At 69.4% G+C, this 12,693-nt stretch carries 12 protein-coding genes; 2 read left to right on the top strand and 10 right to left on the bottom strand.

Going from position 1 to position 12,693, the window contains the following annotated elements:
- Nucleotides 1-62: 62 nt before the first annotated feature.
- From QC283_RS34430 to thyX, 3 genes are all read right to left on the bottom strand, one after another.
- On the bottom strand, nucleotides 63-1,748 hold the full coding sequence (locus QC283_RS34430) for a ribonuclease J (protein ID WP_279565696.1): 1,686 nt from the start codon (nucleotides 1,746-1,748) through the stop codon (nucleotides 63-65).
- Between the two features lie 202 nt (nucleotides 1,749-1,950).
- On the bottom strand, nucleotides 1,951-2,850 hold the full coding sequence (gene dapA / locus QC283_RS34425) for a 4-hydroxy-tetrahydrodipicolinate synthase (RefSeq protein WP_279565695.1): 900 nt from the start codon (nucleotides 2,848-2,850) through the stop codon (nucleotides 1,951-1,953).
- A 211-nt stretch (nucleotides 2,851-3,061) separates the two neighbouring features.
- Nucleotides 3,062-3,802, bottom strand: a complete 741-nt coding sequence (gene thyX / locus QC283_RS34420; RefSeq protein WP_279565694.1) for an FAD-dependent thymidylate synthase — start codon at nucleotides 3,800-3,802, stop codon at nucleotides 3,062-3,064.
- Between the two features lie 189 nt (nucleotides 3,803-3,991).
- Between thyX and QC283_RS34415 the strand changes: the two genes are divergently transcribed.
- A complete protein-coding gene (locus tag QC283_RS34415; protein WP_279565693.1) occupies nucleotides 3,992-4,231 on the top strand; it encodes a hypothetical protein in 240 nt (79 codons plus the stop codon).
- Between the two features lie 207 nt (nucleotides 4,232-4,438).
- Here the strand turns inward: QC283_RS34415 and QC283_RS39505 are convergent, their stop codons facing one another.
- From QC283_RS39505 to rpsO, 6 genes are all read right to left on the bottom strand, one after another.
- Complete coding sequence (locus tag QC283_RS39505) at nucleotides 4,439-4,609, bottom strand: hypothetical protein (RefSeq protein WP_336620683.1); 171 nt, start codon at nucleotides 4,607-4,609, stop codon at nucleotides 4,439-4,441.
- A 44-nt stretch (nucleotides 4,610-4,653) separates the two neighbouring features.
- A complete protein-coding gene (locus QC283_RS39500) occupies nucleotides 4,654-5,250 on the bottom strand; it encodes a hypothetical protein (RefSeq protein ID WP_336620682.1) in 597 nt (198 codons plus the stop codon).
- A gap of 25 nt (nucleotides 5,251-5,275) precedes the next feature.
- Entirely contained in the window at nucleotides 5,276-6,028 is a 753-nt protein-coding gene (gene dapB, locus QC283_RS34400) for a 4-hydroxy-tetrahydrodipicolinate reductase (RefSeq protein ID WP_279565691.1), read from the bottom strand.
- Between the two features lie 35 nt (nucleotides 6,029-6,063).
- Nucleotides 6,064-7,443, bottom strand: a complete 1,380-nt coding sequence (locus QC283_RS34395) for a M16 family metallopeptidase (RefSeq protein ID WP_279565690.1) — start codon at nucleotides 7,441-7,443, stop codon at nucleotides 6,064-6,066.
- The gene (locus QC283_RS34390) at nucleotides 7,440-9,659 is read right to left on the bottom strand and encodes a polyribonucleotide nucleotidyltransferase (protein WP_279565689.1); all 2,220 of its coding nucleotides are present in this window, start codon (nucleotides 9,657-9,659) and stop codon (nucleotides 7,440-7,442) included. Before QC283_RS34390 ends, QC283_RS34395 begins: the two co-directional genes overlap by 4 nt.
- Before the next feature lie 302 nt (nucleotides 9,660-9,961).
- Nucleotides 9,962-10,249: a 30S ribosomal protein S15 gene (gene rpsO, locus QC283_RS34385; RefSeq protein ID WP_019330982.1), complete on the bottom strand. Its 288-nt coding sequence runs from the start codon at nucleotides 10,247-10,249 to the stop codon at nucleotides 9,962-9,964.
- Nucleotides 10,250-10,574: 325 nt separating this feature from the next.
- Here rpsO and QC283_RS34380 point away from each other — a divergent pair, with 325 nt between their 5' ends.
- Complete coding sequence (locus tag QC283_RS34380; protein ID WP_279565688.1) at nucleotides 10,575-10,871, top strand: DUF397 domain-containing protein; 297 nt, start codon at nucleotides 10,575-10,577, stop codon at nucleotides 10,869-10,871.
- Between the two features lie 22 nt (nucleotides 10,872-10,893).
- Here the strand turns inward: QC283_RS34380 and QC283_RS34375 are convergent, their stop codons facing one another.
- Nucleotides 10,894-12,411: an outer membrane protein assembly factor BamB family protein gene (locus QC283_RS34375; RefSeq protein WP_279565687.1), complete on the bottom strand. Its 1,518-nt coding sequence runs from the start codon at nucleotides 12,409-12,411 to the stop codon at nucleotides 10,894-10,896.
- Nucleotides 12,412-12,693: the final 282 nt, after the last annotated feature.

Genomic DNA, 12,693 nt, shown 5'->3' with positions numbered 1-12,693 from the left:
CGCCTCGATGCAAATCGAGGCGCCCCGCTCCAGGTTGGCGCTGTCGGAGGTCCGACGGCCCGTCAGACCTCCACGACGACGGGGAGGATCATCGGCCGGCGTCGGTACTGGTCCGAGACCCACTTGCCGAGCGTCCGGCGAACGAGCTGCTGGAGCTGGTGCGGCTCGACGACACCGTCCTGGGCCGAGCGTTCCAGTACTTCGGTGACCTTGGGGAGTACCGCGGCGAAGGCCGAGTCCTCGATGCCCGAGCCACGAGCCTGGACGTGCGGACCACCGGTGATCTTGCCGGTGGACGAGTCGATGACCACGAAGACCGAGATGATGCCCTCGTCGCCGAGGATCTTGCGGTCCTTGAGGGCCGGCTCACCCACGTCGCCGACCGAGAGGCCGTCGACGTACACGTATCCCGCCTGGACCTTGCCGGAGATCTTCGCCTTGCCTCCGACGAGGTCGACGACGACTCCGTCCTCGGCGATGACGATGCGGTCGTGCGGGACGCCGGTGAGAGCGCCCAGCTCGGCGTTGGCGCGCAGGTGGCGCCATTCACCGTGGACCGGCATCAGGTTTCTGGGCCGGCAGATGTTGTAGAAGTACAGCAGCTCGCCGGCCGAGGCGTGGCCCGAGACGTGGACCTTGGCGTTGCCCTTGTGGACGACGTTCGCGCCCCAGCGGGTCAGGCCGTTGATCACGCGGTACACCGCGTTCTCGTTGCCCGGGATGAGGGACGAGGCCAGGATCACCGTGTCGCCGTTGACGATGCGGATCTGGTGGTCCCGGTTGGCCATGCGGGACAGGGCGGCCATCGGTTCGCCCTGCGAGCCCGTGCAGACCAGGACCACTTCGCTGTCCGGCAGGTCGTCGAGCGTCTTGACGTCCACGACGAGGCCCGGCGGAACCTTCAGGTAGCCGAGGTCACGGGCGATGCCCATGTTGCGGACCATGGAACGGCCGACGAAGGCGACCCGGCGGCCGTACTCGTGCGCCGCGTCCAGGATCTGCTGGATGCGGTGGACGTGACTGGCGAAGCTCGCCACGATGATCCGCTTACGGGCGCCGGCGAAGACCTGGCGCAGGACGTTCGAGATGTCCCGCTCGGGCGGGACGAACCCGGGAACCTCGGCGTTCGTCGAGTCCGAGAGGAGGAGGTCGATGCCCTCCTCGCTCAGCCGCGCGAACGCGTGCAGGTCCGTGAGGCGGCCGTCCAGCGGGAGCTGGTCCATCTTGAAGTCGCCGGTGTGGACGGCCATGCCCGCGGGGGTGCGGATGGCGACCGCCAGGGCGTCCGGGATGGAGTGGTTGACCGCGACGAACTCGCAGTCGAAGGGACCGATGCGCTCGCGGTGCCCCTCCGCCACCTCGAGGGTGTACGGGCGGATGCGGTGTTCCTGGAGCTTGGCCTCGATGAGCGCGAGGGTCAGCTTGGAGCCGATCAGCGGGATGTCCGGCTTCTCCCGAAGGAGGAAGGGGACACCGCCGATGTGGTCCTCGTGCCCATGGGTGAGGACGATCCCCTCGATGTCGTCGAGGCGGTCCCTGATGGACGAGAAGTCCGGCAGGATCAGGTCGATTCCGGGCTGCTCCTCCTCCGGGAAGAGCACCCCGCAGTCGACGATCAGCAGACGGCCCCCGTACTCGAAGACCGTCATGTTGCGGCCGATCTCGCCGAGGCCGCCAAGGGGTGTGACCCGCAGGCCACCCTTGGGGAGCGCCGGGGGACGGCCCAGTTCAGGATGCGGATGACTCAAAAGACTCTCCTCACCACGCGCGCCACGTACCGGTGGCACGTGGCGCGCGTGACGTTCGTGCGTAAGCAGTTGTCGTATGGATGTGCGGGCACCGGTGGCCCGCGTATTCAGTTGTGAAGTCCGGTCCTACGGCCAGTACCGCTTGTTCGGCTTGTGTGGCTCGTACGGATCAGGCGGTGGTGCGGTCGTGCGAAGTCTGTTGTCAGAGCTGTACCCCGCCAGCGGCAAGATCGATCTTGAGCTGCTCGGTTTCCTCGGGCGTGAGGCCGACCATGGGCGCGCGCAGCGGTCCGGCGGGCAGTCCCAGGAGGGCGAGCGCGGCCTTGGTGGTCATGACGCCCTGGGTGCGGAACATACCGGTGAAGACCGGAAGCAGCTTCTGGTGGATCTCCAATGCCTTCTGTACGTCGCCCGAGACGTGCGCGTCCACCATGGAACGCAGTTCGGGGGTGACGACGTGGCCGACGACCGAGACGAAGCCGACCGCGCCCACGGAGAGCAGCGGCAGGTTCAGCATGTCGTCGCCGGAGTACCAGGCGAGACCGGAGCGCGCGATGGCCCAGCTCGCGCGGCCGAGGTCGCCCTTGGCGTCCTTGTTCGCGACGATCCGCGGGTGCTCCGCGAGGCGGACCAGGGTTTCCGTGTTGATCGGGACGCCGCTGCGGCCGGGGATGTCGTAGAGCATGACCGGCAGCTCGGCGGCGTCGGCGATGGCCGTGAAGTGCTGGTACAGGCCCTCCTGCGGGGGCTTGTTGTAGTACGGCGTGACGAGCAGGAGGCCGTGTGCGCCGGTGCGCTCGGCGGCGCGGGCCAGCTCGATGCTGTGCTGGGTGTTGTTCGTGCCGACTCCGGCGACGACGTGTGCCCGGTCGCCGACGGCCTCCAGGACGGCTCGTACGAGGTCCGCTTTCTCCGCGTCGCTGGTGGTGGGGGACTCGCCGGTGGTGCCGTTGACGATCAGGCCGTCGTTGCCTGCGTCCACCAGGTGGGCGGCGAGCCGCTGCGCGCCGTCGAGGTCGAGTGCGCCGTCCGCCGTGAAGGGCGTGACCATGGCGGTGAGGACCCGCCCGAAGGGGGTCTGCGGAGTGGAGGTCGGAGCCATGGGTTACACGCTACTCGTTGCTCAGGGCGGGGTCTGCCCTCGGGGGAGGCGGCAGGTCGGGCCGGGAGTGGAGCCCGGCACTGCCTGCTCGGGGGTTCAAGCAGTGCCGGGTCCCTTTGATCAGGCTAGATGAACTTCTCCAAATGCCGCAATACGGACACCTCGCGCGACTGATGCGCACATCTGTGCCCGACCGGGCGCCGCAGGCGCGTTACGGCGCCACGCGACCGTTGGCGTTGAAGGCGGCGTGGGTGAGCGGCATGAGCCGTGCCCACTCCTCTTCCATCTTCTCGCCGACCATCTCGATCTCCCGCTGCGGGAAGGAGGGGACCTTGGCCAGCTCGTGCTGGGTGCGCAGACCGAGGAAGTGCATCATCGAGCGTGCGTTGCAGGTGGCGTACATGGACGAGTACAGGCCGACGGGGAGTACCGCGCGGGCCACCTCGCGGGCGACGCCGGCGGCCAGCATCTCCTGGTAGGTGCGGTAGGCCTGGCGGTAGGAGTCCTCCATCGACCGGCTCACCAGGTCGTGCTGCTCGGTGGTGCCCTCGACGAAGACGTACTTGCCCGGGCGGCCCTGCTGGACCAGCTTGCGGTCCTGGCCCGGCACGTAGAAGACCGGCTGGAGCTCCCGGTAGCGGCCCGACTCCTCGTTGTAGGACCAGCCGACGCGGTGCCGCATGAACTCGCGGAAGACGAAGATCGGGGCGCTGATGAGGAAGGTCATCGAGTTGTGCTCGAAGGGGCTGCCGTGCCGGTCCCGAACGAGGTAGTTGATCAGGCCCTTCGAGCGCTCCGGGTCCTTCTTCAGCTCGTCCAGGGACTGCTCCCCGACGGTCGAGACGCGGGCGGCGAACAGCACGTCGGAGTCGGTGGCGCTGCTCTTGACCAGCTCGACGGTGACGTCGCTGCGGAGGTCGATCTTGAGGTCGTCGGCGGGGGTGTCGGTCACGGGTGCAGGGCCTTCCCATCTTGTCGCTTGGCGAGGCCACTCTACGGCTCGCCGGCCATCGGTCCGTCGAATGGGGCGTTCGGTGCGGTGCCGCGATGAAATCGGTGAAACAGGGCACCCGACGGGCTGTTCGTTCGTCTGTATGAGTAACAGCGAAACATTTCATCCCGGAAGGGAGACGCAGCCTCCATGATCCGCCGGCGTGAACCCGTGCCGTTCGCCTTCGTCGCCGAAGCCGACAGGTTCCGCAGCAATGTCACACCCCCGCCGCGCGAGCGGGCGTCCTTCGGCCAGTTGGCCGGACGCTGGCTGCTCGGCCTCACCGTCGTCGCCGGGATAGTGGGTTCCCTGGTGATCGGGATGCCCGCGTTGTCGGCCGACCAGCCCGCCTCGCACAAACAGCCGTCGCAGGCCTCCGACCGGCGCTGATGGCGTCGCGGGGCCGGTCCTGCCTCCATCCGGACCCCCGAGGGTGGTGACCGGGGACACAGGTCGGTAGCCTCACCGGGCACAACCCACGCCATGGAACGAGTGAGGACCAGCCGTGCCCCTGTCCTTCCTGACGGCCGACCGCGCCTTCGACACCACCGACGATGTCGCGCTGCCGCACGACGACCGCGACCTCTGGCGCCGGCCCTACCGGCCGGGGCCGTGGCGCGTGGGGGTGGCGGCGCTGGTGCTGCTGCTCGCCTCGTTCGTCCTGTTCTCGGCGATCATCATCGCGGCGACGGACTCGCTGTCCGCCGCCGGTGTGGTGTTCGGCGTCGCGGTGGTCATGATCGCCTGTGCCCTGCGGCTGCTGCGCATGGGGGCGTGGGTGAGCGCGCACGGAGTGCGTCATGTGAGCTTCTTCAGCACGCGCACGATGACCTGGCAGCAGGTCGCCAGGGTGCGCACGGTGCAGCAGCCGGTGCGCTGGCTCGGGCTGCCGCGCACGGTGCAGGGACAGGCACTGCTCCTCGTCCGGCAGGGCCGGTCCACGGAGACCGGGCCCGCGCTGCTGACGACGCACAACGCCGACTTCCTCGGACGGGACGAGGCCTTCGACCGGGCGGCCGACGCCGTGGAGGCGTGGGCCGGCGAGTACCGGCGGGGCTGAGCGCGCGCCGACGGACGCCGGGGGCATCCTCCGTCTCGGCCTTGCGGAGGGCGAAGACCGCGTCGGCCGATTCCCGGTCGACGCGGCCGCTGGGGGTGCGCTTCAGCTCGTCGACGGGCAGTCCGCCCTCGGCGTCGAGTTCGGCGGCGAGCTGGTTGGCCTTGCGGACGAACTGGGTGTTCTTCCAGAGGAACCACACGCCGATCACCGGCAGGATCAGCACCGCGACGCCGAAGGTCACGGTGAGCGGTGTGCCGGTGCCGATGAGCAGCACACCGCGGCTGCCGGCCAGGGCGAAGTAGAAGACCAGGACGGCGGCCGTGATGACGTAGGAGATTTTCGCGCGCATGGGGGTCAGGGGCTCGGTTCGGGTCTCAGTTCAGGTCCAGGAAGTGCTCCAGGCCGAAGGTGAGGCCCGGAGTGGTCACCACCCTGCGGGCGCCCAGCAGGATGCCGGGCATGAAGCTGCTGTGGTGCAGGGAGTCGTGCCGGACGGTGAGGGTCTCGCCCTCGCCGCCCAGCAGGACCTCCTGGTGGGCCAGCAGGCCGCGCAGCCGGATCGCGTGGACCGGGACCCCGTCGACGTTCGCGCCGCGGGCGCCGTCCAGGGCGGTGGCAGTGGCGTCGGGCGCCGGAGCGGAGCCTGCCTTCTGCCGGGCCGCCGCGATCAGCTGTGCGGTGCGGGTGGCGGTGCCGCTGGGGGCGTCGACCTTGTTCGGGTGGTGCAGCTCGACGACCTCGACGGACTCGAAGTACGGGGCGGCGAGCTGCGCGAACCTCATGGTGAGCACGGCGCCGATGGAGAAGTTGGGCGCGATGAGCACGCCCGTCTCCGGGGAGCCGTCGAGCCAGGTCCTCAGCTGTGCGAGGCGCTCGTCGGTCCAGCCGGTGGTGCCGACGACGGCGTGGATGCCGTGGCGTACGCAGTAGTCGAGGTTGTCCATCACCGAGGCGGGGGTGGTCAGCTCGACGGCGACCTGGGCGCCGGTCTCGGCCAGCGTGTCCAGGCTGTCGTTCCGCCCGAGGGCGGCGACCAGCTCCATGTCCTCGGCGGCCTCGACCGCCCGTACCGCCTCAGAGCCGATCCGGCCCTTGGCGCCGAGGACGGCCACGCGCAGCTTGCTCATGTTGTGTTCGCTTCCTTACCGAGAAACCGGGAGGGTCAGGCGACGGCGTCGTGCAGCCGGGCCGCCTGCTTGTCCTTCAGTGGGCCGATGACCGACAGAGAGGGCCGTCGTCCCAGGACGTCGCGGGCGACCGCGCGGACGTCGTCCGGCGTGACCGAGGCTATCCGGGCCAGCATGTCGTCGACGGACATCTGCTCGCCCCAGCACAGCTCGCTCTTGCCGATACGGTTCATCAGCGCGCCGGTGTCCTCCAGACCGAGGACCGTGGAGCCTCGGAGCTGGCCGATCGCGCGGCCGATCTCGTCGTCGGTGAGACCGTTCTCGGCGACGTGGTCGAGTTCGTCGCGGCAGATCTGGAGCACGTCGTGCACCTGGGAGGGCCTGCAGCCCGCGTACACGCCGAAGAGGCCGCAGTCGGCGAAGCCCGAGGTGTACGAGTACACGCTGTAGGCCAGGCCGCGCTTCTCGCGGACCTCCTGGAAGAGACGCGAGGACATGCCGCCGCCGAGGGCGGTGTTGAGGACGCCCATCGCCCAGCGGCGCTCGTCGGTGCGGGCCAGGCCCGGCATGCCGAGGATGACGTGGGCCTGCTCGGTCTTGCGGCCGATCAGCTCGACACGGCCGGCGGTGCGCAGGGTGCGGCGGCCGTCGCGGGGGGCGATGGGCGCGGCCACCGGCTCCCGGAAGGCGCCGGCCTTCTCGAAGGCGGCGCGGACCTGGCGTACGACCTTGTTGTGGTCGACGTTGCCGGCCGCGGCGACCACCAGGTGCGTGGGGTCGTAGTGCTTCTTGTAGAAGCGGCGGATGCGGTCGGCGGTGAGGGCGTTGACCGTGTCGACCGTGCCGAGGACGGGGCGGCCGAGGGCGTTGTCGCCGAACATGGTGTGCGCGAACAGGTCGTGCACGCAGTCGCCGGCGTCGTCCTCGGTCATCGCGATCTCCTCGAGGATCGCGCCGCGCTCGACGTCGACGTCCTCCTCGCGGATCAGCGAACCGGTCAGCATGTCGCAGACCACGTCGATGGCGAGCGGCAGGTCGGTGTCGAGTACGCGTGCGTAGTAGCACGTGTACTCCTTCGCCGTGAACGCGTTCATCTCGCCGCCGACCGCGTCGATGGCGGAGGAGATGTCCAGGGCGCTGCGCCCCCGGGTGCCCTTGAAGAGCAGGTGCTCCAGGTAGTGGGTGGCGCCGTTCAGGGCCGGGGTCTCGTCGCGGGAGCCGACGTGTGCCCAGATGCCGAAGGTCGCCGAGCGGACCGAGGGCAGCGTCTCGGTGACGATGCGCAGGCCGCCCGGGAGGGTGGTCTTGCGGACCGTGCCGATGCCGTGCTCGCCCTTGATCAGGGTTTGGGTACGGGCGACGGCCCGCGCCTCCGAGGAGGTGCGGGCCGTCGCCTTGGCGCTACGGGACGTCACTGGTCGGCGTCGTCCTTCTTCTCTTCGCTGCCCTCTTCGCCCTCGATCACGGGGATGAGGGAGAGCTTGCCGCGGGAGTCGATCTCGGCGATCTCGACCTGGACCTTCTGGCCCACCCCGAGGACGTCCTCGACGTTCTCCACGCGCTTGCCGCCGGCCAGCTTGCGGATCTGCGAGATGTGCAGCAGACCGTCCTTGCCGGGCAGCAGGGAGACGAACGCGCCGAAGGTGGTCGTCTTGACGACCGTACCCAGGTAGCGCTCGCCGACCTCGGGCATGGTCGGGTTGGCGATGCCGTTGATCGTGGCGCGGGCGGCCTCGGCCTGCGAGCCCTGGGCGGCACCGATGTAGATGGTGCCGTCGTCCTCGATCGTGATGTCGGCGCCCGTGTCCTCCTGGATCTGGTTGATCATCTTGCCCTTGGGGCCGATGACCTCACCGATCTTGTCGACGGGGATCTTCACGGTGATGATCCGCGGCGCGTTCGGGGACATCTCGTCCGGCGTGTCGATCGCTTCCATCATCACGTCGAGGATGTGGAGGCGGGCGTCACGGGCCTGCTTGAGGGCGGCGGCCAGGACGGAGGCGGGGATGCCGTCCAGCTTGGTGTCGAGCTGGAGGGCGGTCACGAACTCCTTGGTGCCGGCGACCTTGAAGTCCATGTCGCCGAAGGCGTCCTCCGCACCGAGGATGTCGGTGAGGGCGACGTAGTGCGTCTCGCCGTTGATCTCCTGGGAGATCAGGCCCATGGCGATACCGGCGACGGGGGCCTTCAGCGGCACACCGGCGTTCAGCAGCGACATGGTGGAGGCGCAGACCGAGCCCATGGACGTCGAGCCGTTGGAGCCGAGGGCCTCGGACACCTGACGGATCGCGTACGGGAACTCCTCGCGCGTCGGCAGCACCGGCACGATGGCGCGCTCGGCGAGGGCGCCGTGGCCGATCTCGCGGCGCTTCGGGGAGCCGACGCGGCCGGTCTCGCCGACGGAGTACGGCGGGAAGTTGTAGTTGTGCATGTAGCGCTTGCGGGTCACCGGCGAGAGGGTGTCCAGCTGCTGCTCCATGCGGAGCATGTTGAGGGTGGTGACGCCCAGGATCTGGGTCTCGCCACGCTCGAACAGCGCGGAACCGTGCACGCGCGGGATGGCCTCGACCTCGGCGGCCAGGGTGCGGATGTCGGTGACACCGCGGCCGTCGATGCGCTTCTTCTCCTTGATGACGCGCTCACGGACCAGGGACTTGGTCAGCGAGCGGTACGCGGCGGAGATCTCCTTCTCGCGGCCCTCGAACTGAGGCAGGAGCTTCTCGGCGGCGAGCGCCTTGACGCGGTCCAGCTCGGCCTCGCGCTCCTGCTTGCCGGCGATGGTGAGCGCCTGGCTGAGCTCGGGGCGGACGGCGGCGTCGAGCGCCTCGAGGACGTCGTCCTGGTGGTCCAGGAAGATCGGGAACTCGCCGGTCGGCTTGGCGGCCTTCGCGGCGAGGTCGGCCTGGGCGCGGCACAGCACCTTGATGAAGGGCTTCGCGGCGTCCAGACCGGCGGCGACGACCTCCTCGGTGGGCGCCTCGGCGCCGCCCTCGACCAGCTTGATGGTCTTCTCGGTGGCCTCGGCCTCGACCATCATGATCGCGACGTCGCCGTCCTCCAGGACGCGGCCCGCGACGACCATGTCGAAGACGGCGTCCTCGAGCTCGGTGTGCGTCGGGAAGGCCACCCACTGGCCGCGGATCAGCGCGACGCGGACGCCGCCGATCGGGCCGGAGAAGGGCAGGCCGGCCAGCTGCGTCGACGCGGAGGCGGCGTTGATCGCCACGACGTCGTACAGGTGGTCGGGGTTGAGGGCCATGATCGTGGCGACGACCTGGATCTCGTTGCGCAGGCCCTTCTTGAAGGACGGGCGCAGCGGGCGGTCGATCAGGCGGCAGGTGAGGACGGCGTCCTCGGACGGCCGGCCCTCACGGCGGAAGAAGCTGCCGGGGATCTTGCCGGCGGCGTACATCCGCTCCTCGACGTCCACCGTGAGGGGGAAGAAGTCGAGCTGGTCCTTGGGGTTCTTGGAGGCGCTGGTGGCCGACAGCACCATGGTGTCGTCGTCCAGGTACGCCACGGCGGAACCGGCGGCCTGCCTGGCCAGCCGGCCCGTCTCGAAGCGGATGGTGCGGGTGCCGAACGCGCCGTTGTCGATGACGGCCTCGGCGTAGTGGGTCTCGTTCTCCACTAGTGTTTTCTCCTCGTCTTCGTCCCTCCTCGCCCGTGTGGCGGGGGGACGGTGGCGGAGAAGCGCTCCGTGCAATGCGGGCCGGTCTTCGATCGAAGCACCCGGGTTCTTCCCCCGGGGGCCACTACCGAGGACCGGCGGCGGCTAGGCGCGCTTCTCCTCGTTTTCGTTCGTCGTGTCGTACGTCGTGTACGTCGTGCGTCTTGTTCTTCTGCTACCACACTACAAAGCGGTGGCGACAGAGCGCACGTACAGCAAAGGGAGCGGCCCCCAACGGTGGGAACCGCTCCCTTCACGGCGTCTTACTTGGCGCCCGCCGCACCGCGGCGGATGCCGAGGCGCTCGACCAGCGCACGGAAGCGCTGGATGTCCTTCTTGGCGAGGTACTGCAGCAGCCGGCGGCGCTGGCCGACCAGGATCAGCAGACCACGACGGGAGTGGTGGTCGTGCTTGTGGGTCTTGAGGTGCTCGGTCAGGTCGGAGATCCGACGGGACAGCAGAGCGACCTGGACCTCGGGGGAGCCGGTGTCGCCCTCCTTGGTACCGAACTCGGTGATGATCTGCTTCTTCACTGCGGCGTCGAGCGACACGCGTACTCCTCTTGGTCTGTGCGTGCCCACCGAGTGCCCCCGGTCTACGTCTCGGGAGATCTTCCATGACTCGGAAGGCGAGGATCCGCTGGGCGCGTCCTCCGGGGCTCCTGGCTCCGGGGGTGCGTACACAAGCGGCCGTCACACAGCGTACCAGCCTGGACGGGCCGCCCTTTCCGCGGCCCGGCGGGGTCGATGTGTCAAGGGGCGACGGGGACGTCACTCGTGCCGGGCACTCACATCGGCGAACCGCTGACCTGGAACAACGGCAGCAAGTAGGGTAGCCGAACCGTTCGTTGGGACAGCAGGAAGGACCGCAGCCGCGATGGCCGACGCCGAGGACAAGGAACTCCGAGCGCGCAAGGACCGGGAGAGGGACGAGCTCTACTCCCTCGACATCTCCGGCGTCGAATGGCACAGCGCGCCCGGCACCGAGGAACACGAGGAACGGGTCGAGATCGCCTACCTCCCCGACGGCGCCGTCGCCATGAGGTCGTCGCTCGACCCGGACACCGTACTCCGCTACACGGAGGCGGAGTGGCGGGCCTTCGTGCTCGGCGCGCGGGACGGCGAGTTCGACCTGGAGCCGGCGCGGCGGGGGGACGGGTCCGGCTCGGAGTGATGCCGGGCGGGAGTGGGGCCCGTCAGGGCTTCTCGGCCACGCTGCCGATGCCCAGAACGAGGTACACCCACTTGTTCCCGTCGGCGCCGGGCCCGATCGCGGCCCGGGCGCCGAAGAAGATCCGCCCGTTCTGGACGACGACGTCGTTGACGTCCGGAGTCGTGAGCGTGTCGGCCTCGATCGGAACGTCGAAGTAGAAGTACGGGGTCTCCTTGCCCGTACGGGGGTCCAGGCTGACCAGCGTGTTCGGCGCCACGTGGTCGTTGCTGAGGCGCAGGGCGAGGAGCTGGTCGCCGCTCATCCGCAAGGGGTAGAGCAGTGCGCCGGGGCCGGAGTCGAACTTCGTCGTGGTGTTGCCGGTCGCCAGGTCGAAGCCGATGACCCAGTTGGAGATCTGCTTCTCCTGCTGGTCCTCGCTGCGCAGGAAGGCCTGGTCCGCGCCGACGGCGATGGTCGGACAGTAGTCGATGACGAGGTAGTCGCCGTCGAAGCACTCGCCGACGTAGGTGTCGTTGCCCAGGCTGAGTGTGGCCCGGTGCTTTCCCTCGCCGTCCAGGGAGATGAGTTCGGTGAGCCCGATCTCGCCGGACGACACGGCGACGACGGCCGGATCCGTGGACGGCACGCTGAGAGTGCGGATCCCCTTGGGCGCCGAGTACGACCAGAGGGCCCGCCCCGTGGCGGGGTCCACCTCGCGCACCTTGAACGTGTTCCGCTGCCAGTACACGTCGACCGGGGTCTCGTCGGCGCTCAGGCACTGCTCACGGATGACGAGTGCGCGTCCGCCGGCGGCGCCCATGTCCTGGCAGCGGCCCGCGACCGTGGTGTTCCACCGTTTCGTTCCCCGGTCCATGTCGTAGGCGACGGTGCCACCGCCCCAGGTCACGACGACCGTGCCGTGGGTCAGGGTCACGCTCGGCCTGTCCTGGGTGTCGGCGCTGTCCGGAGTGTCCTGTGAGGGACCCGCCGCGGACACGGGGAAGTCGTGTGCCCAGACCTGGTGGCCGTCGTCGAGGTCGAGGAAGGCGACGTGGTTGCAGTAGGCGTCTTCCTGGTCGCTCTCCCGGAAGAGGACGGCCGTACGGTTGTCACCGGTCACGTGACGGGTGTAACCGCAGATCGGGCCGCCCAGGCGGGTTTTCCACGCCTCGTCGCCCACGTCGGCGTCGGTGCCGATGCGGAAGCCGGCGACCGTCCGTTTGATGCCTTTCGCGAGGATCTTGTCGGTGGCCCACATGCCTGGCATCTCGTTGTGCTCGCCGGGCTTCATGTCGTCCAGGGAGAACCGGAAGGCCATCTCGCCGAGGGTGCTCGCGGGCCGCTTCTCGACTGTTTCGCGGACGTCGAGCCGTCCTTGGGCCTGTGTGGGTCGCGCTGTGCCGGAGCCGTGGTCGTCCGCGCTTCCATCGCCCCACAGCAGCCAGCCGCCCGTGCCCAGAGCCGCCACGAGGACGACCGCGAGCACACCCATCAGCACTTTGCGTGCGGTGCCCTTGCCCCGCGGTGCGGGCGGAGCCGATGGGTTGGCCTCAGGCTGCATGGAAGGGGGTGGACCGAAACTCACTCGGGTGCCTTTCCGCCGGTTCGAATGGGGCCGCCGCGCCGGGTCGCACCGACCGGCCGCCCCGCTGGGCAGGACGTGGACCGGCCGCCCTACCGGGCAGGACGTGGGCCGGTAGGGCGGCCGGGCAGGACGTGGGCTGGTCGCCCCGCTGGGCAGGCCGTATATCGGCTGGTCGCCCCGCTGGGCAGGCCGTATATCGGCTGGTCGCGGTGCCATGGGGCGGTGAGCCCGATCAGCCGGTCGCGGTGCCGCGGGATG

Source organism: Streptomyces sp. DH41, from assembly GCF_029813785.1.
Classification (GTDB): domain Bacteria; phylum Actinomycetota; class Actinomycetes; order Streptomycetales; family Streptomycetaceae; genus Streptomyces.
This window is presented reverse-complemented; position numbering and strand designations above follow the sequence as displayed.